At 68.2% G+C, this 22,463-nt stretch carries 17 protein-coding genes and 1 pseudogene; 6 read left to right on the top strand and 12 right to left on the bottom strand.

Annotation, left to right across the window (positions count from 1 at the left end):
- Positions 1 to 80: 80 nt before the first annotated feature.
- The 3 genes from DTQ71_RS06900 to DTQ71_RS06890 all read right to left on the bottom strand — a co-directional run bounded on the left by DTQ71_RS06900 (position 81) and on the right by DTQ71_RS06890 (position 4,533).
- Positions 81 to 1,688, bottom strand: coding sequence for a glycoside hydrolase family 13 protein (locus DTQ71_RS06900; protein ID WP_109563534.1), 1,608 nt, complete (start codon positions 1,686 to 1,688; stop codon positions 81 to 83).
- Complete coding sequence (locus DTQ71_RS06895) at positions 1,685 to 3,265, bottom strand: alpha-glucosidase (RefSeq protein ID WP_109563533.1); 1,581 nt, start codon at positions 3,263 to 3,265, stop codon at positions 1,685 to 1,687. Before DTQ71_RS06895 ends, DTQ71_RS06900 begins: the two co-directional genes overlap by 4 nt.
- Positions 3,266 to 3,372: 107 nt before the next feature.
- On the bottom strand, positions 3,373 to 4,533 hold the full coding sequence (locus DTQ71_RS06890; protein ID WP_109563532.1) for a M20 aminoacylase family protein: 1,161 nt from the start codon (positions 4,531 to 4,533) through the stop codon (positions 3,373 to 3,375).
- 86 nt (positions 4,534 to 4,619) lie between these two features.
- Here DTQ71_RS06890 and DTQ71_RS06885 point away from each other — a divergent pair, with 86 nt between their 5' ends.
- On the top strand, positions 4,620 to 5,270 hold the full coding sequence (locus DTQ71_RS06885) for a DUF2848 domain-containing protein (protein ID WP_109563531.1): 651 nt from the start codon (positions 4,620 to 4,622) through the stop codon (positions 5,268 to 5,270).
- 41 nt (positions 5,271 to 5,311) lie between these two features.
- Here DTQ71_RS06885 and argE read toward each other — a convergent pair whose 3' ends face one another.
- Together argE and DTQ71_RS06875 are read right to left on the bottom strand one after the other, a co-directional pair.
- A complete protein-coding gene (gene argE / locus DTQ71_RS06880; protein ID WP_109563530.1) occupies positions 5,312 to 6,472 on the bottom strand; it encodes an acetylornithine deacetylase in 1,161 nt (386 codons plus the stop codon).
- 1 nt (position 6,473) lies between these two features.
- Entirely contained in the window at positions 6,474 to 8,345 is a 1,872-nt protein-coding gene (locus DTQ71_RS06875) for an ABC transporter ATP-binding protein (protein WP_109563529.1), read from the bottom strand.
- Positions 8,346 to 8,597: 252 nt separating this feature from the next.
- Here DTQ71_RS06875 and DTQ71_RS06870 point away from each other — a divergent pair, with 252 nt between their 5' ends.
- The 3 genes from DTQ71_RS06870 (at position 8,598) to DTQ71_RS06860 (ending at position 12,412) form a co-directional block, all read left to right on the top strand.
- The gene (locus tag DTQ71_RS06870) at positions 8,598 to 10,310 is read left to right on the top strand and encodes a peptide ABC transporter substrate-binding protein (RefSeq protein ID WP_109563528.1); all 1,713 of its coding nucleotides are present in this window, start codon (positions 8,598 to 8,600) and stop codon (positions 10,308 to 10,310) included.
- 121 nt (positions 10,311 to 10,431) lie between these two features.
- Positions 10,432 to 11,439 carry an ABC transporter permease gene (locus DTQ71_RS06865; RefSeq protein WP_109563527.1) on the top strand — a complete coding sequence of 336 codons (1,008 nt, stop codon included), beginning with the start codon at positions 10,432 to 10,434 and terminating at the stop codon, positions 11,437 to 11,439.
- Positions 11,432 to 12,412, top strand: a complete 981-nt coding sequence (locus tag DTQ71_RS06860; protein WP_109563526.1) for an ABC transporter permease — start codon at positions 11,432 to 11,434, stop codon at positions 12,410 to 12,412. The genes DTQ71_RS06865 and DTQ71_RS06860 overlap by 8 nt, the downstream gene beginning before the upstream one ends.
- A 58-nt stretch (positions 12,413 to 12,470) precedes the next feature.
- Here DTQ71_RS06860 and nthA read toward each other — a convergent pair whose 3' ends face one another.
- The 5 genes and pseudogenes from nthA to DTQ71_RS06835 all read right to left on the bottom strand — a co-directional run bounded on the left by nthA (position 12,471) and on the right by DTQ71_RS06835 (position 16,068).
- Positions 12,471 to 13,115: a nitrile hydratase subunit alpha gene (gene nthA, locus DTQ71_RS06855; protein WP_109563525.1), complete on the bottom strand. Its 645-nt coding sequence runs from the start codon at positions 13,113 to 13,115 to the stop codon at positions 12,471 to 12,473.
- Positions 13,115 to 13,387: an SH3-like domain-containing protein gene (locus DTQ71_RS24765; RefSeq protein WP_342768109.1), complete on the bottom strand. Its 273-nt coding sequence runs from the start codon at positions 13,385 to 13,387 to the stop codon at positions 13,115 to 13,117. Before DTQ71_RS24765 ends, nthA begins: the two co-directional genes overlap by 1 nt.
- On the bottom strand, positions 13,377 to 13,685 hold the full coding sequence (locus tag DTQ71_RS24760; protein ID WP_109563777.1) for an SH3-like domain-containing protein: 309 nt from the start codon (positions 13,683 to 13,685) through the stop codon (positions 13,377 to 13,379). The genes DTQ71_RS24765 and DTQ71_RS24760 overlap by 11 nt, the downstream gene beginning before the upstream one ends.
- A 337-nt stretch (positions 13,686 to 14,022) precedes the next feature.
- The gene (locus DTQ71_RS06840; protein ID WP_109563523.1) at positions 14,023 to 14,448 is read right to left on the bottom strand and encodes a protein tyrosine phosphatase family protein; all 426 of its coding nucleotides are present in this window, start codon (positions 14,446 to 14,448) and stop codon (positions 14,023 to 14,025) included.
- Positions 14,449 to 14,691: 243 nt separating this feature from the next.
- A pseudogene (locus tag DTQ71_RS06835) lies at positions 14,692 to 16,068 on the bottom strand (TrkH family potassium uptake protein).
- A 255-nt stretch (positions 16,069 to 16,323) separates the two neighbouring features.
- Between DTQ71_RS06835 and DTQ71_RS06830 the strand changes: the two are divergent.
- Both DTQ71_RS06830 and DTQ71_RS06825 read left to right on the top strand, forming a co-directional pair.
- Complete coding sequence (locus tag DTQ71_RS06830; RefSeq protein WP_109563522.1) at positions 16,324 to 18,216, top strand: AMP-binding protein; 1,893 nt, start codon at positions 16,324 to 16,326, stop codon at positions 18,214 to 18,216.
- Positions 18,217 to 18,219: 3 nt separating this feature from the next.
- Complete coding sequence (locus DTQ71_RS06825) at positions 18,220 to 19,668, top strand: response regulator (RefSeq protein WP_109563521.1); 1,449 nt, start codon at positions 18,220 to 18,222, stop codon at positions 19,666 to 19,668.
- On the opposite strand, the gene DTQ71_RS06820 is transcribed toward DTQ71_RS06825, so the two are convergent.
- Positions 19,665 to 20,894: a bifunctional alpha/beta hydrolase/OsmC family protein gene (locus DTQ71_RS06820; RefSeq protein WP_109563776.1), complete on the bottom strand. Its 1,230-nt coding sequence runs from the start codon at positions 20,892 to 20,894 to the stop codon at positions 19,665 to 19,667. The genes DTQ71_RS06825 and DTQ71_RS06820 overlap by 4 nt on opposite strands.
- A gap of 153 nt (positions 20,895 to 21,047) precedes the next feature.
- The gene (gene gltX, locus DTQ71_RS06815; RefSeq protein WP_109563520.1) at positions 21,048 to 22,373 is read right to left on the bottom strand and encodes a glutamate--tRNA ligase; all 1,326 of its coding nucleotides are present in this window, start codon (positions 22,371 to 22,373) and stop codon (positions 21,048 to 21,050) included.
- Positions 22,374 to 22,463 lie beyond the last annotated feature (90 nt).

Here is a 22,463-nt window from a genome sequence, read left to right as displayed (position 1 = left end):
GCGATCCCCCGGCGGCGGTCCAGGCGGCCGCCGTCCGGCCGTGAGTATTTTGGGCCAGAAGAAGAGGGTGGGGTCGGAGCTCAGGCGCGAAGGGCGACCACCTCCCACGGCGCGAAGTCGAGCGTCTCTCCCAAGAGGGCGGGGCCGCCGAAGAGCGGGGTGCCGGTACCGCGCATGTGCTCGGGAACCGTCCAGCGGAGGGGAGCGTCGCCGAGATTCGCGGCGACGGCGATGCGGCCCTCGGGATGCTCTCGGGTGTAGGCGAAGACCTGCGGGTGCGCGGCGTCCTGGGGGACGGTGCGTCCGTGGCGGACGATTGGGGAGGTGCGGCGCAGGTCGGTAAGGGCGCGGTAGCGGGCGAAGACGCCCTCTGGGTCGGCACGGTCGGCCTGGGCGTGCACCTCCGGGTGGCTATGCGCCAGCCCGATCCAGGGCGCGCCGGTGGTGAAGCCCGCCTGGGGGCCCGCCTCCCATTGCACCGGAGTGCGGGAATTGTCGCGCGCCGTCTGAGCGGCGCCCGCCAGGAAAGCCGCCATGTCGCCGCCCTCTGCCGCGCGCAGGGCGTGGAAGTTCAGCGTCTCGACATCGCGATACTGATCGATGCGGGTGAAACCGGCATTCGTCATCCCGATCTCTTCTCCCTGGTAGATGAAGGGCGTGCCCTTGAGCAGGTGCAACACCGTCGCCAGCGCCTTGGCCGAGGCGCCGCGATGGGTCTCGGACCCATAGCGCGACACCGCGCGCGGCAGATCGTGATTGCCCCAGAAGAGCGAGTTCCAGCCCGCGCCCTCCAGCGCCTCCTGCCAGTCGAACAACACACGCTTGAGACCTGCGAGGTCGTGGGGCAGGGGGTGCCACTTGCCCAATTCCGGGTGCCAGCCGGCGAGGATGTGCGAGAATTGGAAGACCATCGAGAGGGTCTCGCAGTAGCGCCTCGCGTCCTCGGTGCCGGCGGCCCAGGCCTCGGCGATGGCGATCGCGTCGCGGCCGTCCAGCACCTTGGCGCGCATCTCGCTCAGGTAGTCGTGGAGTTTGGGGCCGTTGGTGGTGATGCCGCGATCCGGGTCCTTGCCGATGAGTTCTATCACGTCCATCCGGAAGCCGCCGATGCCCCGGTCGAGCCACCAGGTCATCATGTCCCAGATTTCGGCGCGCAGCGCGGGGTTCGTCCAGTTCAGATCGGGCTGCTTGCGGTCGAACAGGTGGAGATAATACTGGCCGCTGCCCTCATCGAGCGTCCAGGCCGGGCCGCCGAAGATCGACTGCATGTCCGTGGGCGGGCCGCCATCCGGCGCCGGATCGCGCCAGATGTAGAAGTCGCGGGTCGGCGCGCTCCGGTCGCCGCGGGCGGCCTGGAACCACGCGTGTTCGTCGGAGGAATGGTTGACGACCAGATCCATGACGATGCGGATGCCGCGCGCGCCCGCCTCGGCGATCAGACGGTCCATATCCGCCATCGTGCCGTATTCCGGGGCGATGGCCCGGTAATCGGCGATGTCGTAGCCCATATCGGCCTGGGGCGAGGCGTAGACCGGCGAGAGCCAGACGAAATCGACGCCCAGCGCCTCCAGGTGGTCGAGGCGCGACAGGATGCCGGGGATGTCCCCGATGCCGTCGCCGTTCGAATCCTGGAAGCTGCGCGGCCAGATCTGATAGCCGGTCGCGCGCTGCCACCAGGGCTCGGTCACGCCGTGTGCCCGATCCAGACGCCGTTCGGACCCAGGCAGAGCGTCTCGCCCGCCTCCGCGTCGATGGTCAGGACCGCCTCGCCCAGCGGCAGGTCAGACAGATGCACTGGCTCGGCGCCGATATTGAACACGCAAAGGAATTTGTCCCCGCGCGTATAGGCCAGGACCGGGTCGGGCACGTCGTGGAAGACGGTCTCGGCGCCGCGCAGCGCCGGATCCTTGCGCAGGGCCAGCAGGGCGCGCACGGTCTCCAGCACCGACCCGCCGACGCCCTCCTGGGTGTCGACGGCCCGTTCCGCCTGGGGCGGCTTGACCGGCAGCCAGGTGCTGTTCGCCTGCGAAAAGCCGGCATTCGGGGCCGCGGCTTCCCAGACCATGGGCGTGCGGCTCATGTCGCGGCCTTTGACATGCGGCCAGAAGGCCTTGCCCTCGGGGTCGACGATCTCGTGGCGTTCGAGCTCGGTGTCGGGCAGGCCCAACTCTTCGCCCTGATACATGCAGATCGAGCCAGGCAGGGTCAGCAGGATCGACGCGGTGAGCTTGGCCATCGCCTCGGGCGAGGCGCCGTAGCGGGCCCAGCGGGTGACCGGGCGGTTATGGTCATGGCTGGAGAAGGCCCAGCAGGGCCAGCCGTCGCCGCCGGCGAACATGTCCTCAAGCTGGGTGCGGATATGCTCTGGCGTGAACTCCGCGCCGGTCAGCGCCAGGGAATAGCCCATATGCAGCCGGCCGGGCGCGGTATATTCCATCAGCCGCTCGACCGGGTGGTGACCCTCGCCGATCTCGCCGACCGAGGTCGCGCCGTAGCGATCCAGAAGCGCGCGCACCCGTTCGAGGAAGACCAGCGTCTCGGGCTGGTTCTTCGACATGATCGGATATTGCATCTCGAAGGGCTTGTAGTCCGGCTCCGATTTCGGGCGCCAGTCGGGCGGGTTGTCGCGCAGTTCGGCATCGTGGAACAAGTGGTTGATCGCGTCGAGGCGGAACCCGTCGATGCCCTTCTCCAGCCAGAACTCCATCGTCTCCAGGATCCACTCCTGAACCTCGGGGTTATGGGCGTTGAGGTCGGGCTGCTGCGGCAGGAACTGGTGGAAGTAATATTGCCGGCGGCGCACGTCCCAGGTCCAGGCCGGGCCGCCGAAGATGGCTTGCCAGTTGCTGGGCGGGCTGCCGTCGGGCCTGGGGTCGGCCCAGACATACCAGTCGTGCTTGGGGTTGTCGCGGCTCGACCGGCTTTCCTCGAAGAAGGGGTGCTGGTCCGAGGAATGGCTGAAGACCTGGTCGATGATGACCTTCAGCCCCAATTCATGCGCGCGGGCGACCATGGCCTCGAAGTCGTCCAGCGTCCCGAAGGTCGGATCGACATCGCAATAATCGGAAACGTCATAGCCCATATCGGCCATGGGCGACTTGAAGAAGGGCGAGACCCAGATTGCATCGACGCCCAGCCGGGCCACATGGTCCAGCCGCTGGGTGATGCCCTTGAGGTCGCCCATCCCGTCGCCGTCCGCATCCTGAAAGGAGCGCGGATAGATCTGATAGATGACGGCGCCGCGCCACCAGTCTTGCTGAGTCATGAGGGTCTCCCTGGCTATTTTCGGGGCCGATAGGGCATCGCCCCGCCGGGGTGCAAGGCCGGGCTTGGAGGATGCGGGCCCGGGATCCCGGGCCCGCAAAGGCGTGCTCAGGCGGCGGGCATCCGCCGCTCGACGATCTCCGCCCACCAGGAGCAGCCGGCGGGGATCGCCTCGTCGTCGAAGTCGTATTCCGGGTGATGGACCGGGGCGGTGTCGCCATTGCCCACCAGAATATAGGCGCCCGGACGCTCCTCAAGCATGAAGGCGAAATCCTCGCCGCCCATGACCAACGGCGCTTCGTCGCAATCGCCCGAGACGGCGCGGGCCGCCGCGATGGCGTGCTCGGTCTCGGTCTCGTGGTTCACCATGACCGGGTAGTTGCGCTGGTAGTCCACCTTTGCGGTCCCGCCGAAGGTCGCGGCGATGCCATTAGCGATCTCGCGGATGCGCTTTTCGGCCAGGTCGCGCATCTCGGCCGCCATGGTGCGGACGGTGCCTTTGATCTCGACCCGCTGGGGGATGACGTTGAACGCCTTGGACGAGGTCTCGAAGGAGGTGACGGAGACGACGATGTTCTGGATCGGGTCGGCGTTGCGCGAGACGATGCTCTGGACGGCGGTCACGAATTGCGCGGCCATCAGGGTGGTGTCCACGGTCTCCTGTGGCTTGGCCGCGTGGCCGCCTTTGCCTTCCAGGGTGATCTCGAACAGGTCGGTCGCCGCGAAGAAGGGGCCGGGGCGAATGGCGAAACTGCCGACCGGGCGGCCCGGCCAGTTGTGCATGCCGTAGACCTCCTGGATGTTCCAGCGGTCCATCATTCCGTCGTCGCACATCTCCTTGCCGCCGCCGCCGCCTTCTTCGGCGGGCTGGAAGATAACGACGACGGTGCCGTCGAAATTGCGAGTCTCCGAGAGATACTTGGCCGCGCCCAGCAGCATCGCGGTGTGCCCGTCATGGCCGCAGGCATGCATCGCGCCCGCCGTCTTGGAGGCATGGGGCGCGCCGGTCTGCTCGTGGATCGGCAGCGCGTCCATGTCGGCGCGCAGGCCGATCACCTTGCCGCTATCGGTCTTGCCCTTGATGACGCCCACGACGCCGGTACGCCCGATCCCCTCGACCACCTCGTCGCAACCGAACTCCCGTAGCTTGTCGGCGACGATCTTGGCGGTGCGATGGGTCTCGAACAGGATCTCCGGGTGCTGGTGCAGATCGCGGCGCCACTCGGTGATCTCGGGCAGCAGTTCGGCGAAGCGGTTCTTGACGGGCATGAGGCGGCACTCCTAGGCGTTTCGCGGCTAACGTAACCAGCGCGCGCGCGGCTGCAAGGCAGGGCGCCCCGAGGAAAGGCGGACAGATGGAGTTTCAGACGGAGGATGGGCCGCTGCGCGTCGCGGTCGATCGTCTCGTGGTCGCGGGCTGGACCGGGCGCGACCCGGCGGCGGTCCAGCACCATATCGAGGAACTGGCGGCCATCGGCGTGGCGCCGCCCTCGCAGGTGCCTCTCTACTATCGCGGCGCGGCGTCCCTGCTGACCCAGGCGGAGGAGATCGAGGTGCTGGGCCCCGAGACGTCGGGCGAGGCGGAGCCGATGCTGTTGCTCGCCGATGGAGAGGTCTGGCTGGGCCTGGCCTCGGACCACACCGATCGCGGGCTGGAGGCGGTCTCGGTTGCGGCGTCCAAGCAGATCTGTGCCAAGCCCTGCGCGACGACACTGTGGCGCTGGTCCGAGGTCGCGGCGCATGCGGACCGGCTCGCCCTGCGCTCCTGGATCGAAGAGGACGGGGCCTGGGTGCCCTACCAGGACGGCACATTGGGCCAGATCCGGCCGCTGGAGGAGTTGCGGGCCGGCGCCGGTCTGGAGAGCGGCGCGCTGCTCTGCGGAACCGTTCCGGCCATCGGCGGTGTCCGTCCGGCGTCCAAATTCCGGGGCAGCCTCAGCGACCCGGTGCTGGGGCGCGAGATGACGCTGAACTACACGGCCACGGCGCTGCCCGTCGTCGCCTGAAGGCGCGCAGGATCACGGGGGGCGCCGCCACGCGCGCCGCGTCAGACCAGCGTATCGACCACCCGGCGCAGCAGGGCCTCGCCCTTCTCGAACTGATCGACCGCGATCCACTCGTCGGGCTGATGCGCCTGCGCGATATCGCCGGGCCCGCAGACGACGGCGGAATAGCCGCGTTCCTGGAACTGCCCGGCCTCGGTGCCGTAGGTGACGACATGGGTGCCGTTATCGCCGGTGAGTTGGCGGATCAGGCTCTCGGCGCGGCCCTCGGGTTCCGGCTTGAGCCCCGGGACGCCGAAATTGCGGTCGTAGTCGATGCCTGCCTGCGGGTGGCGGGCGCGAAGCCGGGCGTTGAGGTCGTCGAGGAAGGCGACGAGCTCGCTGGCATAGGCCTCGGGGTCGTCGCCCGCCGGGCAGCGGAAGCCCACGTTCAGGTGGCAGTCCTTCGCGGTGATGTTATGGGCCGTGCCGCCATGGATCATGCCGACATGGCAGGTGGTGAAGGGCGGATCGAAGAGGGCGGAGACCGGGTCAGGCTCGGCGGCCTGGATGCGGTCGTTGATCTCGTTCACCCAATGCAGGATGCGCCCCGCCTCATGCACGGCCGACACGCCTTCGGGCAATTTCGAGGAATGGACCTCGAAGCCCTTCACATGGATGCGGAACATCACCGAGGCGTTGTGCCCCGTCACCGGGCGCAGCATCGTCGGCTCGCCGATCACGGCCGAGGCGGCGCGGGGCAGGTGCCGGATCATGTCGTCGATCATCGGCGGGGCGCCGACACAGCCGACCTCCTCGTCATAGCTCAGCGCGATCTGGAGCGGTCGGGTGACGCCGCGCTCCAGCGCATAGGGGACCATGGCCAGGGCCAGGGCGTCAAAGCCCTTCATGTCGCAAGTGCCACGGCCAAAAAGCTTGCCGTCCTTTTCGACGACCGTGAAGGGATCGGTGGACCAGTCCTGCCCATCGACCGGCACCACATCCGTATGACCCGACAGGACGATCCCGCCTTCGACCTCGGGCCCGACATTGGCATAGAGCGCGGCCTTCTTGCCGGTCGCGTCATAGACCCGGCGTGCGGATACGCCATGGCCGCGCAGATATTCCTCGACCCAGTCGATCAGATCGAGATTGCTGTCGCGGCTGACCGTCGGGAAGGCGACGAGGCGGTCGAGGATGGCGCGAGCGGAGAGCGTCTCGGTCATGTCAGGCCCCTTTGCGGGAGAAGCCGCCCCAATCGCCGCGCAGCACGAAATGGCCCGGCGTCACCTCGTCATAGGTCGAGGGCTCGGGCGTGTAGTCCGTCGGGAAGATCGGCGAGGGGATCGGCTTGAAGTTCAGGTCGCGCTCCGACTTGCGCTGGGTCGGGTCGGCCACCGGGACCGCTTTCATCAGCTGGCGCGTGTAGGGGTGCTGCGGGTCCGAGAAGATCGCGGCGCGCGGGCCGAGTTCGACGATGCGGCCCAGATACATGACGCCGACATGGTGGCTGACCCGCTCGACCACGGCCATGTCGTGGGAGATGAACAGGTAGCTGAGGCCAAGTTCGCGCTGAAGCTCCATCATCAGGTTCAGCACCTGCGCCTGCACCGACACGTCGAGCGCCGAGACCGCCTCGTCCGCGACGATCAGCTTGGGGTTGAGCGCCAGCGCCCGTGCGATGGCGATTCGCTGGCGCTGGCCGCCCGACAGCTCGTGGGGGTAGCGGCGCATGAAGCTCGCGGGCAGTTCGACGCGCTCGAAGAGGTTGGCAACGATCTTTCGGCGGTCCTGCGCGGTGCCGATCTTGTAGTTGACCAGCGGCTCCTCGACCTGATCGGCCAGTTGCAGCTGCGGGTTCAGCGAGGCGAAGGGATCCTGGAAGATCATCTGCATCTCGCGGCGCGCGCGCAGCAATTCGGCCGAGGACATGGCGATCACGTCTTTGCCGTCCAGGTTCACCTCACCCGACGTCGGCTCCACCAGGCGCAGCACCGCCCGGCCCGTCGAGGATTTACCGCAGCCCGATTCGCCCACGAGGCTGAGGGTCTGTCCCTTGTTGAGCGTGAAGGAGACGTCCTCCACCGCATGCACGTTGGAGATATGGCGCCGCAGCAGACCGCCGCGGACCGGGAAGCGGACACAGAGATTCTTGACCTTGAGCAGCGGCTCGTTCGTGCCCTCGATCGGCGTCAGATCCTGGTCCTCGCGCCCCATCAGCTTCATCGGCGCGGGCAGGGTGGTGCCCGCCATCTCGCCCAGGCGGGGCACGGCGGCCAGCAGCGCGCGGGTATAGTCGTGCTGCGGGTTGGCGAAGATCTGCTCGACCGGGCCTTCCTCCACCTTGGTGCCGCGGAACATCACGACGACGCGGTCGGCCATCTGCGCCACCACGGCCATGTCGTGGGTGATGAACATCACTGCGGTGCCGGTCTCACGCTTGAGCCGGTCGATCAGGGCCAGGATCTCGGCCTGGATCGTCACGTCGAGCGCCGTGGTCGGCTCGTCGCAGATCAGCAGGCGCGGCTCGCAGGCCAGGGCGATGGCGATGACGACGCGCTGGCGCATGCCGCCCGACAGCTCATGGGGATATTGGTCCAGCCGCCGCTCCGGCTCGGGGATGCGGACCTGGCGCAGCAGGTCCAACGCCCGCGCCCGCGCCGCCTTCTCGCCCATGCCCTTGTGGACGCGCAGGCCCTCCATCAACTGGCGCCCGACGGTGAAGACGGGGTTGAGCGCGGTCATCGGCTCCTGGAAGATCATGCCGATCTCGTTGCCGCGGATGGCGCGCATTTCCGACTGGTCGGCCTCGGCCACGTCGATGATCTTGTGGCCCTTGCCCCGGTCGAACAGCAGCCGCCCGCCCGCGATCCGGCCGCCGCCGAACTCCACCAGCCGCATCAGCGACAGCGACGAGACCGACTTCCCGGAGCCGGATTCGCCCACCACCGCGACGGTCTCGCCCGGTGCGATCTCGAAGCTGACATCGGAGACGCCGACGACGGTGCCGCCCCGGGTTTCGAACTCCACCCTGAGCCGCTCGATGCGGGCGACGGGGGCGGGGGCATCGGTCGCGGGGTCGTCGAGTACGTCGCGCATGGGGCCTCGGGCTGGTTCAAGGAGTGATGAGAAAGCGAACACGAGGCGGCGCGGGATGTAAAGTCACGCGCCCGGTCCGGTGACCTGACGACGCGGTTAGGGCGATCACGCTTGCATTCCCGGCGTAACCTGCTTGTCTGATCGGCATCCGGCCCTCGGGACGGGCGTCCGGGCGCGACAGCGCTTGTGCATCTATTGGCGGATCTGGGCCCGACAGAATGCCCGGACCGCGCGAACAGGGAGTTCACACGTATGACCATCAGGACAGCATTGCTGACGAGCGTCGCGCTCGCGATCCCAGCCATGGCCGTGGCCGACGGCCATGTCGGAGAGCGGGGCCGCGACGGCGAGGTCTCGATCATCTACTGGCAGGCGCCTTCCACGCTGAACCCGTTCCTGTCGAGCGGCACCAAGGATATCGAGGCCGCGTCGCTCATCCTCGAGCCGCTCGCGCGCTTCGACGAGACCGGCACGATCCAGCCCTGGCTGGTCGACGAGATCCCGACCGTCGAGAATGGCGGCGTCACCGAGGACCTGACCCAGATCACCTGGAAGATCACGCCCGGTCTCGTCTGGTCGGACGGCACGCCCTTCACCTCCGAGGACGTGAAGTTCACCTACGAGTACTGCACCCATCCCGAGGGCGGCTGCGCCCAGGCCGCCAAGTTCGAGCCGGTTGAAAGCGTCGAGACCCCCGATGACCTGACCGTGGTCGTCAACTTCAAGGAGCCGACCCCCTATCCCTACACCGCCTTCGTCGGAGGCGAGAGCCCGATCATCCAGAAGGCCCAGTTCGAGAACTGCATCGGCGCGGCGGTCTCGACCTGCACCGAGCAGAACTTCGGCCCGATCGGCACCGGCCCCTTCGTGGTGACCGAATTCCGCACCAACGACGTGATCGCCTATGCGGCGAACGAGAATTACCGCGACCCGAACAAGCCTGCCTTCGCTACGGTCAACTTCAAGGGCGGCGGCGACGCCGACGCGGCGGGCCGTGCCGTGATGCAGACCGGCGAGTTCGACTACGCCTGGAACCTGCAACTCGCCCCCGAGGTGATCGCGCAGATGGAAGCGGGCGGCCAGGGCCAGCCGGTCGTGGGCTTCGGCCCGCTGGTGGAGCGCATCGAGCTCAACCACACCAACCCCGATCCGGCGCTCGGCCCCGACGAGCGTTCGGTCATCCGGCCGCACCCGTTCCTCCAGGATCCGGCCGTCTACGAGGCGATGTCCATGGCCATCGACCGGCCGCTGCTGGTCGAGATCGGCTACGGCCAGGCCGGCCGGGTGACCTGCAACCTCGTGCCCGCGCCGGAGATCTTCAACTCCGACACGATCGACTGCTCGACGCAGGACCTCGAAGGCGCCAAGGCCAAGCTGGAAGAGGCCGGCTGGGTCGACAGCAATGGCGACGGCGTGCGCGAGAAGGACGGCGTCGAGCTGCGCGTCCTCTACCAGACCTCGACCAACGCCGTCCGTCAGGACTTCCAGGCGCTGATCAAGGAATGGTGGGAAGAAATCGGCATCGCGACCGAGCTACGCAACATCAACGCTTCCGTGTTCTTCGGCGGGGATGCGGGCTCGCCCGACACCTTCCAGAAGTTCTACGCCGACGTGGAGATGTACGCGAATACCTTCAACGGCACCGACCCGCAGGCCTATCTGGGCGGCGATCTCTGCAACAAGATCCCCAGCCCGGCTAGCCAGTGGCAGGGCGAGAACATCACGCGCTTCTGCATGGAAGAGTATGACGCGCTCTGGGCCGAACTCGCCCGCACTTCGGGCGTCGAGGCGCGCGCCGAGATCGCCAAGCAGCTCAATGACATGCAGATCATGAACGGCGCGCGGATCCCGCTCGTGCACCGTGGCCGCCTCTCGGCCCATGCCAACGATCTGGGCGGCATCAAGCTGAACGTCTGGGACTCGGAGCTGTGGAACATCGCCGACTGGTACCGCATCGGCGGGTGATCCCGCTGGTAGGGCGGGGTTAAACCCCGCCCTACTGCGAGACCGGGACCGGCAGCGCGCTGACGGTCCTTCCCTTTGGTAGGGCGGGGGTTTCCCCGCCCCCCCTGACGGAATGCGGCCCATGCTGACCTTCACCATCCGACGCCTTTTCTTCGCGATACCGACGCTGCTCTTCATCGCGCTCGCGATCTTCCTTTTGCTGGAGCTCGCCCCCGGCGACCCGATGGCCAACGTCCCCCTCACGGTCCCCGACGAGGTCAAGGAGCAGATGCGCCAGGCGCTGGGCCTCAACGAGCCCGCCCCCGTCCGCTTCCTGCTCTGGATCCGGCAGTTCTTCTGGGTCGAGCCGCTCAACGTCTTCGACCACATGTTCGGCACGACCTTCGCCGAGGGTGAGTTGCGGATCATCTCCTGGCAGAACCGCGCGCCCGTCTTCATCGCCATCGCCGAGCGCATCCCCCAGACCCTCTGGGTGGTCGGGACCGCTTATGTCGTCGCCATCCTGATCGCGATCCCGGTGGGGATCTATTCGGCCTACAAGCAGTATTCGATCTTTGACCAGGCCGGCACCTTCGTGACCATGGTCGGCTTCTCGGTCCCGCCCTTCTTCTCGGGCGTGCTCGTGATCGTCATCTTCGCGGTCCAGCTGCAATGGTTCCCCTCGATCTACGATACCCGCCACGCGGTCACCGACTGGGACAGCTTCGTGATCCAGGTCCGGCAGATGTTCCTGCCGGTGATGGTGCTGGCGCTTCAGATCACGTCGCAGCTGAGCCGCTTCATGCGCGCCTCCATGCTCGACAATCTCAACCAGGACTATGTCCGCACCGCCCGCGCCAAGGGGCTCAAGGAGACGGCTGTCGTCCTGGTCCATGTGCTCCGCAACTCGATGATCCCGGTCGTCACCGTGATCGCCCTGGGCATCCCGGCGATCTTCGGCGGTGCGATCATCACCGAGCAGGTGTTCAAGGTGAACGGGATCGGGCAGCTTCTGATCACCGCGATCCAGGCCAACGACCTGCCCATGGTGCAGACCCTGACCTTCATCTTCGCCGTGCTGATCGTTCTGTTCAATCTGATCGCCGACGTCCTTTACGGCATCCTCGACCCCCGGATCCGCTATGACTGACGCTCGAGACCCTTCGACCCATTCCGGCAACGATACGGTCGTGACCGCCGCCTCCGCCTCCCTCGCGGCGACCGAGCCGGTCCTGCTCAACACCGAGGCACGCTCCCAGTGGTGGGACGTCTGGGACCAGTTCCGAAGCCACAAGGGCGCGCTGATCGGGGCGGGGTTCTTCATCCTGATCGTGGCGCTGGTCGTGCTGGGTCCGTATTTCTGGCCGCTGGAGGCGACCAAGACCAACATCCGGTCGCGCAACCAGGGCATGTCCTTCACCCACCCTTTCGGCACCGATCAGCTGGGCCGGGACATCTTCGCCCGCATGATCGAGGGCGGGCGGGTTTCGCTGGCCGTGGGCATGGCGGCGATGCTGCTGAGCCTCGTTCTGGGCACGCTGATCGGCGTGCTGGCGGGCTATTTCAAACGGCTCGATGGCCTCCTGATGCGCCTGACCGACCTGTTCCTCGCCCTGCCGCTGCTGCCTCTGCTGCTCGTCATGGTGCTCCTCTTCCGGGAGCCGCTGACGGCCGTGTTCGGGGTCGAGATGGGGATCTTCATCCTGATCGTCTCTGCCATCGGCATCACGTCATGGATGCAGACCGCTCGGATCGTGCGCGGCGACGTGCTGGCGCTCAAGGAACGCGAATTCGTTCTGGCCGCCCGCTCCATCGGCACGCCGCCGCGACGGATCATCACGCGCCACATCCTGCCCAACGTGCTGTCTCCGATCATGGTCTCTGCCACGCTCGGTATCGCCACCGCCATCATCACCGAAAGCGCGCTCAGCTTCCTCGGGCTGGGATTCCCGCCTGACTTCCCGACCTGGGGGCGGCTGCTGAACGACGGGGTGCCCTACTTGCAGCAATATCCCGAGCGGGTGTTCTGGCCCGGCCTCGCGATCAGCCTCGTCGTGCTGTCGATCAACTATGTGGGCGACGGCCTGCGCGACGCGCTCGATCCGCGCATCCGGGGGCGGTGAAGGGCAAAGCCTTCGACCAGCCTGCCGCCCCAGCGCGGGCGTCCCGCGCGCGGGACGCTCAGGGCGTCTTGGCGATGCCCACCCCGATCATCGAGTCCCGCGTGACCAGATCGGCCAGCGCCACCTCGTCCATCCCCTCGGTCCCGGCGGGCCGGGCGGGGACGACGAGGTAGCGCATGTCGGCCGTCGAGTCGTGGACGCGGACGGTGACGTCCTCGGGCAGGTCCAGGCCGAACTCCGCCAGCACTTTGCGCGGCTCCCGCACGGTGCGGGACCGATAGGCGCGCGACTTGTACCAGTCCGGCGGTAGGCCGAGCAGGTTGCGCGGGTAGCAGGAGCAGAGAGTGCAGACGACGACGTTATGGGTGGCCGCGTCGTTCTCGACCGCGATCAGCCGCATCGGCCCCACGTCGAATCCCATCTCCGCACAGGCGGCGGAGCCATCGGCCAGCAGCCGCTCGCGGAAATCCGGATCGGTCCAGGCCCGCGCCACGACAGCCGCGCCCTGCGCGGGCGAGCGGGCGTCCATGGCCTCGACCTGGGCCGCGACCTCGCCGGCCGTCACGACGCCTTTCTCGATCATCAGTTCGCGGGTGGCGATCTCCATGACCTGCCAATAGCTCAGGCCGGTGTCCTGGTCGGGCCGGTAGGGGTGGCCCGAGGGGCTGAGATGGTCGTCGTGGTCGGGATGGTCATGCGGCATCAGGCGGGCTCCAGCCAATGGGCGTAGATCTCGGCGTCGATCGTGTCGGTCGGGGTCGTGGCGTCCGCCCACACATCTGCCATGCGGAACCGGACGCGGTAGAGCGGCAGCGCGCGCCCGTCCTGTCCATAGGCCAGTTCTTCGGGGTTGGCGAAAGGCCCCAGCACGCGCTCGACCGCGCCGGTCTTGCCGCGCAGGTAGAACGGTGTGCGGATATGGCCCGGAGGGGTCATGGTCTTCACGCGGACGCGGGTCCCGGGCTCAAGAGGCATCGGCGGCATCCGCGTAGGTCTCGCCGCGGGCGCGGACTTCCTCCATCTTCGCGCCCAGTTCGGCGACGGTATAGGTGCCCTGCTCCAGGTGGTTCTGGTTCAACGCCGCGACCCAGCGCTCGTAATAGGTCATCGTCTCGAAAGCCTCCTCGCCCATGTCCTCGAGCACCCGGCGCAGGCCGTCGACGGTGAACACGCCCTTGAGCCCGGACAGGATCACCAGCGCGTCGACGCGTTTTTCCCACAGAGCGAAGTCGTGCTCGTCGCCGGGGACGGGTCCGGCGAGGGTGCCGCCCATGTCGTGCCAGCGGCGGGAAGGGTCGCTGGAGGCGGGAGCAAAGGGCCGGGCCGACCCTTGTTCTGTCCCGTCATGCGGATCTGCCATTTGACGCCTCCTTCGCTGACCCGGATTGGGGCGTATCCTTCGTGCGAGGTCAAGGGCGGGGTCCGGCGCCGGAGCGGGTGGCTTGCCCGCCACCGACCGCTTGACGGTCGAGGCGTTCGGAAACGCTCGGGCAAGACCGTCGCAGTCTTTCCATGAGATCCGACCGGACGGCTTACGGTGAGGTGACGAGTCGCGCAGCTCCCCTGGGCGCAGTCGGCATGTCGGCGTCGTGACCGCAGGGGACGGGCACCTAGCCCTGGGCCAGCTGTTCGATCTGCGGCCGAAGCCCGTCGAGCTGATATCCCGCCGACCGGCAGGCGACGAGAATGTCGTCTGCCGGCATCTTTCCCGCCACAGCCAACGCCCAGAGCACCGCCGAGCGCGTGCCCGAGGCGCAATAGGCGACCACCTTGCCGTCGGCGCCGGCGATGGCGTCGGCCTGCTCTTCGACCGTATCCAGGGTCAGATGGGGCATCGCCACGGGATTGAACGTGAAGGCCATGCCCGCCGCTTCCGCCGCCGCCTGCATCGCCGCGGCCTGGTGGGAGGGCGCCACCTCCGCATCGGGGCGGTTGCAGATGATCGTCGTAACGCCGTCCGCGGCCAGCGTTGCCATGTCCTCGGGATCGAGCTGGGGGGCGACGGAGACGGTGTCGTCGAGAGGGCGAAGGTCCATTGGCGGCCTCTGAGATAGAAGATGGGCGAATGATGGACGCTGCCCCCAGCAAGGTAAACCCGGCTTGGGGCCATGCATCGGGCCGGGCTGAGGGTGCTCGTCCTCCCGGGTTCGGCGCGTGCGGTTTTCTCTGCTGGGCCGGAGACATGGCGATGCGGCAGTGGGGGCGGGATTGGCCAGGAGCGCGTTGTGGGGCCTTCGCCCCTCCGACCGGCCTGGCGGAGTGCCGTAGGTTGGGCATCGCTATGCCCACCTTCCCCGCGGTATCGCTCGCCGCGGTGGGCATGGCGATGCCCACCCTACAGCCCGGTCGACCTCGGAGTCGGTTGCTCGGCCGCTCGGGACAAACCTTGCCGGCCGCGTCTGCCCTGACAGGACGAGGTCGTTATCCGCTTCCTCCGCTCGGCTCTCGTCATGGGAGGCGAGGGCCATGCCAAAGGTCAGGATGCCGACGCGCCCCGCGGTCATCAGGACGATGACGATCAGCTTTCCCAGCCCCGTCAACTCGCCGGTGATGCCCATCGACAGCCCCACCGTCCCCATCGCCGAGACCGCCTCGAACATGACCGCCTCGAAGGGTAGCCCCGGATCGGACAGCAAGAGCAGAAAGGTCGCGATCAGCAGCAGCCCCATGTAGAAGGCCAGCGAGGCCGTCGCGGTCTAGAGCCGTTCGTCCGGGATCTCTCGCTTGGAGAACCGCACCCGGTCGCGCCCCTTGAGCGTGGATCGGACCAGGCCCACGAGCGCCGCGAAGGACGTGGTCTTGAGCCCGCCGCCCGTGCCCGCCGGCGATGCGCCGACGATCATCAGAAAGAGCATCACCACAAGCACCGCCGGCGCCAGCGCGCCGATGGGCGTGCTGTTGAAGGCCACGGTCGTCGAGGCCGTCATAACCTGAAAAAAGCTGGCCATCAGCCGATCCTCGGGCGCCATCCCCCGGTAGCTCGGCTCCGCCACGAAGAGCAGGGCGGTTCCGATCACCAGAAAGCTGAGCGTGATGCGCCAGATCACCTTGGAGGTGAAGCCGAGATAGCGGGTCCGCCCGGTCAGGGTGCGCCAGAAGTCCACCACGATCAGAAAGCCCATCGCCCCCAGCAGGGACAGCGCCGAAAACGTCAGGACAAGGCCGGGACGATCCGCGAAGTTCTCGAAGGAGGTCGGGTTGAGGCTGAAGCCTGCCGTCGCGAACGCCGAGACCGAATGGAAGATCGCCGACCAGAGCGCCCCCTCGATCCCTTCGGCCGAGAATATGATCCAGAGCGCCGCCGCGCCGATGGCCTCGCAGATCAGGGTGAAGACGACCACGGCCTTGACGAAGGCCGCCGGTTCGACGGTGTCGGGCAGATTGAAGGCCCGGCGTGTCGTCTCGGCGCGCAGCCGGTCGAAGCGGTTGGCGAGGTGCAGCGCCAAGAAGCCGCCGATCGTCATATAGCCCAAGCCGCCCATCTGGATCATTAGAAGGAGAACCGCCTCCCCGAAGAACGTAAAGCTGCCGCCCGGGTCGATGGTGGCGAGGCCGGTCGTCGAGACCGCCGAGGTCGCGATGAAGAGCGTGTCGATGGCCGAGATCGGCACCGCCTGCGCCACGGGCAGCGACAACAGTGCCCAACCCAGGAGCATGTAGCTGAGATAGCCCATCAAGAGCAGCTTGGGCGCGGAGATGTGCAGCAGGACCGCGCGCCACCGGGCCCAGGCCCGGAGGGCGGCGTTCTTTGCGGATCGGGTCATGTCGGGGTCCAGGATCCAGGGCCATCCTCCTGCCGCAGGAAGCGGGGATTGGCAATGCGGTGAGGGGAAGGCCCTGGATTTCGGCGACTTGCGCCCTCGTTCGGCGCGGGCCTAGATGTTGCCTGAGCACGCGACGGAGGGGCGACGATGGGCTGGCAGTCGGAATGGGACCGGGCGAAGACCGATCCCGAGGGGTTCTGGATGGAGGCGGCACAAGCCATCGACTGGGACACGCCCCCGTCGAAGGCACTGCACGACCAAGGCGGGCCGGTGCCCGAGTGGTTCGCCGACGGGATGGTGAACGCCTGTCACAACGCGATTGATCGTCACGTCGCTGCCGGCCATGGCGACAGGATCGCCATCGTTCATGACAGCCCCGTCACCGGCTCAATCACGCGCATCACCTATGGCGAGCTTCAGGACCGGGTGGCGCGTCTCGCGGGGGCTTTGGCCGCGCGGGGCGTCACGGTGGGCGACCGGGTCGTGATCTACATGCCCATGGTGCCGGAGGCGCTGGAGGCGATGCTAGCCTGCGCGCGCATCGGAGCAATCCATTCCGTGGTGTTCGGCGGGTTCGCCGCCGCCGAATTGGCGGTGCGCATCGACGACGCCAAGCCCAAGGCCGTGCTGGCCGGTGCCGGCGGGATCGAGCCCTCCCGCGTGGTGCCCTACAAGCCGCTGCTGGACGCGGCCATCGACCTCGCCAGCCACAAGCCGGATGTCTGCATAGTCCTCGCCCGGGACGGGATCGACGCGCCGCTGGGCCCGCGCGACGTCGATTGGGCCGAGGCGGTCGCGGCGGCCGAGCCGCATGCTTGCGTCCCCGTGCACGGCGACCATCCGGCCTATATCCTCTACACCTCCGGCACGACCGGCGCGCCCAAAGGCGTGGTCCGCGCCACCGGCGGGCATCTGGTGGCGCTGGACTGGTCGATGACCAATGTCTACGGCGTCCGGCCGGGCGAAGCCTATTGGGCCGCGTCGGATGTGGGCTGGGTCGTGGGGCACAGCTACATCTGCTACGCGCCGCTCATCCATGGCTGCACCACCATCGTCTACGAGGGCAAGCCGGTCGGCACGCCCGACGCCTCCGCCTTCTGGCGGGTGATCGCCGACCATGACGTGCGGGTTTTCTTCACCGCCCCCACCGCCTTCCGGGCGGTCAAGCGGGAGGATCCGAAGGCGCTGCAGATGGAGGGGCACGACATCTCCAATCTGCGGGCCATCTTCCTCGCCGGGGAGCGAGCCGACCCCGATACCGTGGAGTGGATCGGCCGCGTCGCCGGCGTGCCCGTCATCGACCATTGGTGGCAGACCGAGACCGGCTGGGCGATCGCCGCCAACCCGATCGGGCTGGAGCATCTGCCGGGCAAGCTGGGCTCTCCCTCCGTGCCGATGCCGGGCTACGACGTGCAAGTACTGGACGATGGCGGCCACCCGGTCGCGCCGGGGACGCTGGGCGCCATCGCGGTCAAGCTGCCGCTGCCCCCCGGCACGCTGCCGGGCCTGTGGCAGGCCGAGGCGCGGTTTAAGAAGTCCTACCTGGAGACCTTCCCCGGCTATTACGAGACCGGCGATGCCGGGATGCTGGACGAGGACGGCTATCTCTGGATCATGGCCCGCACCGATGACGTCATCAACGTGGCGGGCCATCGCCTGTCGACCGGCGCCATGGAAGAGGTTCTGGCCAGCCACCCGGATGTCGCCGAATGCGCCGTCATCGGCGTGGCCGATCCGCTCAAGGGACAGTTGCCGATGGGGTTCTTGTGCCTCACCGCAGGCGTCGACCGGCCCCACGAGGAGATCGCGCGGGAGGCCGTGGCCCTGGTGCGCGAAAAGATCGGCCCCGTCGCGGCCTTCAAGCTGGCCGTGGTCGTGGACCGGCTGCCCAAGACCCGGTCGGGAAAGATCCTGCGTAAGGTCATGGCCCAGATCGCCGACGGAGCGGAGTGGAAGATGCCTGCAACCATCGACGATCCAGGGATCATGGCCGAGATCGAGACGGCGGCCGCCTCGCTCGGCTATCCGGCCAGGGACTGACAGATGGGGCGCCCGGAAGACTCGTCCGGCCGACGTGACTTCCTGGCCCATGATATTCGCGCCGCCGTCGCCGATGTGATCGGCGGCTTGCGTCTGGTCGACACGGCGTCGCTGCCCGCCCCGGCGCGTGAGCAATGCACCCGCGTGCGCGTCGCCGCCGAATTGATAGCGCGCCTGGTCGAAGAACTGCTGGGCGATGCCCCCCGGCCGCTGGAAGCGTTCGGGGCGTTGGAGCTCGACCGCTTCCTGCTCGATGAACTGCGCCGCTGGCAGGCCGTTGGCCGGCCGATCGAAACGGAGGTCAAGCTGATCCGCGGCCCCGGTTTGCCCAATCTCGTCCGGCTGGACGGGCTCAGGCTCAGACGGATCGTGGCGAACCTCATGGGCAATGCCATGCGCTATGCCGATGGCGGCTCGGTCGAGCTGCGGGCGGAGGCCGCGGAGGATGGCAGCCTGTCGATCTCGGTCTGCGATGACGGCCCCGGATTTCCGCCTGAGGTTCTCTCGCGCGGCGCCCCTGGGGCCCCGACCGGGGCCAGTGAGCCGGACGGCGCCGGCATGGGGCTGCGGATCGCCCGCTTCCATGTCGCGGAGCTGTCCGGCGAGATGACGCTTCGGAACCTGCCCGATGGCGGGGCGCAGGTGGTGGTGACCATTCCTGCGCATGTCTGGAAGGCCCCGGAACAGGGCGGCGGCGCCGTCGATCTCACCGGCCGGCGCGTTCTGGTCGCGGATGACAGCGGCACGACGCGGACGCTGACGGCGGCGATGCTCGCGCGGTTGGGCATGGAGTGCGAAGGCGCACGCGATGGGATCGACGCGCTCAATCTGTTCTCGCGGGAGCGCTTCGACTTGGCCCTGATCGATCTGGAAATGCCGCGGCTGGGCGGATTGGACGTCATTCGTTCGGTGAGGAGACGGCAGGACCGCGGGATCGCGCCGCCGATGCGGATTATCGCGATGACGGCGCATCCCGGATCCCAGGTCGAGGACGAGATTCGCGACGCGGGCGCCGATGGAATCTTGGCCAAGCCGTTACCCGAACTCGACGTTTTCGGCCGCGTGCTCGCCGGTTTTCTTTCTGGTGCGCCGGACTTGTCCGATTGGACGCCCGCAATGGCGCCGCCGTTCAATCGCGAGCTGCTGACCGAGCTGATGGGCCTCGCGGGGGAGGAGGGGACGACGCTCTTCGCCCGGCTGATCGATGACCTGGATGCCGCCGATACCGCCCTGGGCCAAGCGCTGACGGCCGGTGATCTCGACGGGATGCACGCCCAGAGTCATGTCCTGCTGTCGCTCGGGGGAACGATTGGCGCGATCCCCCTCCAGGAGGCCTCCGCGCGTCTCCTGGACCTCAGCCGCGCCCGGGACGTCACCGCTAGCGGGATCGCCGCAAAGGTCTGCCTGGGCCGGTTGGGCGAGCTCCGCGCGGCGCTTCGGGCACTGCCCTAGGCCGGCTGCGGTTCGGGGGCGACCAACTCGGTCTCGACATGGGCACCCGTCTCCAGGGTGCGGTGCACCGGACAGCGGTCGGCGATCTCCAGCAGACGCGCGCGCTGCGCCTCGTCGAGCGGCCCCAGCAGCGAGATCCGCCGGCGGAAACGGTCGATCCGCTCCGAGGCCGACGGGGCGTCCTGCGCATGCATCCGGTCGTGGGAGACGTCGACCGAAACATGGCGCAGGGGCCAGTTCTTGCGTCGCGCATACATGCGCAGGGTCATCGAGGTGCAGGCGCCCAGGGAGGCCGCGAGGAACTGGTAGGGCGTCATGCCGAGATTGGTGCCGCCATAGGCGGCCGGCTCGTCTGCCTTGGCATGGTGGACGCCGCCCGCCACCACATCCTGCGCGAAGCCGTTCGGATCGGTCTCGGAGACGCGGGTGACGCCTTCGGGCGCGCCGATGGGCGGGGCGGGGCGCGTGATCTTCACGTAGCGCGTCACCCAGGCGCCGATCACGTCGGCGGCGTAGTCGGCATCGGCGGCGCGGGTGATCAGATGGTCGGCATCGTCGAGGGTGACGAAGCTCTTGGGATGCTTGGCGGCGGTGAAGATCTGCGTGGCGTTCTCGATGCCGACCACCTCGTCGCGCGGCGCGTGCAGGACGAGCAGCGCGCGGCCCAGGCCCGCGATGGCCGGCGCGAGACGCTGATCGGACACGTCCTCGACGAAGCTCCGCCCGATGCGCAGGATGCGCCCGCCCAGCTTGACCTCGGCCGCCCCCTTCTCCGCGATTTCCTCGAGCGCGCCGCCGAAATTATGCGTGACATGGGCGGGGTCGAAGGGCGCGCCGATGGTGACGACCGCCTTCAGGCTGTCGATCTCGGGCGCGGCGCGCAGGACGGCCGCGCCGCCCAGCGAGTGGCCGATGAGGATCTGCGGGGCCAAGCCGCGCCCGGCCAGGGCCGCCGCGGCGGCCTTCAGGTCGGCCACATTGGAGGTGAAGGAGGTGTTCTCGAACTCCCCCTCCGAATGGCCCAGCCCGGTGAAGTCGAAGCGCAGCACCGCGATCCCCATGGCGGCGAGGCGGGCGGCGATCCGGCGGGCGGCGGGGATGTCCTTGCCGCAGGTGAAGCAGTGCGCCAGCAGCGCGGTCGCGGAGATGTGTCCGTCGGGCAGGTCGAGCCGCGCGGCCAGTTGGCCGCCATCATGGCCCGTGAAGGTAAAGCGTTCGGTCGGCATCCGGGGGTCCTTTCGGTTGGCCCTCATCTGCGCCGCCATCCCCTCGTCGGGCAAGGGCGGTGGATGCCGCGTCACGCAAGGGTGACCGTTCGGGAGCGCACGAACTGGCCCGAGGCGCCGCCGGACCGCGCGCGGCGGTCCAGCCACCCGGACCTAGAGCTTGGGCCGCGCGCGCAGCAGCGGCATGAGCGAGGCCATGTCCGGCCCCTGGTGCGATCCGGTCATCGCAAGGCGCAGCGGCTTGAACAGCCCCGCGCCCTTGCGGCCCGTCGCCTGCTTGACCGCCGCCGTCCATTCGCCCCAGGTCGCATCGGTCCAGGGCCCGTCGGGCAGCAGCGCCAGCGCGCTGCGCACGAATTCCGCGTCCTCGGCGGCGATCTCGGGCTGCGCGCCCTCGGACATCACCTTCCACCAGCCCGCCATCTCGGCGCGGCTGGAGATGTTGTCGCGCACGACCGTCCAGAACCGTTCCGCATCGGCGTCGGGGACGCCCAGCGCGGCGATCTCCGCCGCGACGGCAGCATAGGGGGTGCGCTGCAGGACGGTGGCGGTCAGCGGCCACAGATCGGCCGGGTTGAACTTGGTCGGGGCGACGCCGAACTGGCTCAGGTCGAAGCCCGCCGCCAGGTCCTCGGGCGTGTCGCGAACCTCGATCGGATGGGTCGAGCCCAGCCGCGCCATCAGCGAGAGCAGCGCCATCGGCTCCACCCCCTGCGCGCGCAGGTCGCGCAAAGACAGCGTGCCGAGCCGTTTCGACAGCGCCTCACCCTGCGGCCCGGTCAGCAGCGAATGATGCGCGAAACGCGGATGGGCGTGGCCCAGCGCCGCCATGATCTGGATCTGGGTCGCGGTGTTGGTCACATGATCCGAGCCGCGCACGACATGGGTCACGCCCATCTCGGTGTCGTCCACGACGCTCGCGAGCGTATAGAGCACCTGGCCGTCGCCCCGGATCAGCACCGGGTCGGACACCGAGGCCGCGTCGATCGAGAGGGGACCGAGGATTCCGTCCGCCCACTCGATCCGCTCCTGATCCAGCTTGAAGCGCCAATGGCCGCCGCGCTCGGCGCGCAGCCGGTCCTTTTCCTCGTCCGAGAGCGCCAGGGCGGCGCGGTCATAGACCGGCGGCTTGCCCATGTTGAGCTGCTTCTTGCGCTTGAGGTCCAGCTCGGTCGGGGTCTCGAACGCTTCGTAGAGGCGGCCCTGGGCGCGCATCTCGTCGGCGGCGGCGGCATAGCGGTCGAGCCGGGCCGATTGCCGCTCCTCCCGGTCCCAGGTCAGGCCGAGCCATTCCAGATCCTCGCGGATCGCGTCGGCGAAGGCCTCGGTCGACCGCTCCGGGTCGGTGTCGTCGAGGCGCAGGATGAAGGTGCCGCCGGCCTTGCGGGCGATCATCCAGTTGAGCAGCGCCGTGCGCAGGTTGCCCACATGCAGGTGCCCCGTGGGCGAGGGGGCGAAGCGGGTGACGGTGTCGGACATCTCGGGGCTCCTTTGGGCGCGGCTTTGCCACCGGGGCGGGGGGGTGTCCAGTGCCGCGCCTCGCGAGAAGTTGATCTGGGCGAGCGGCAT

This window comes from Jannaschia seohaensis (assembly GCF_900116765.1).
Lineage (GTDB): Bacteria > Pseudomonadota > Alphaproteobacteria > Rhodobacterales > Rhodobacteraceae > Jannaschia > Jannaschia seohaensis.
The sequence above is the reverse complement of the archived record's forward strand: the minus strand, read 5'-3'. Positions and strand labels throughout refer to the sequence as shown.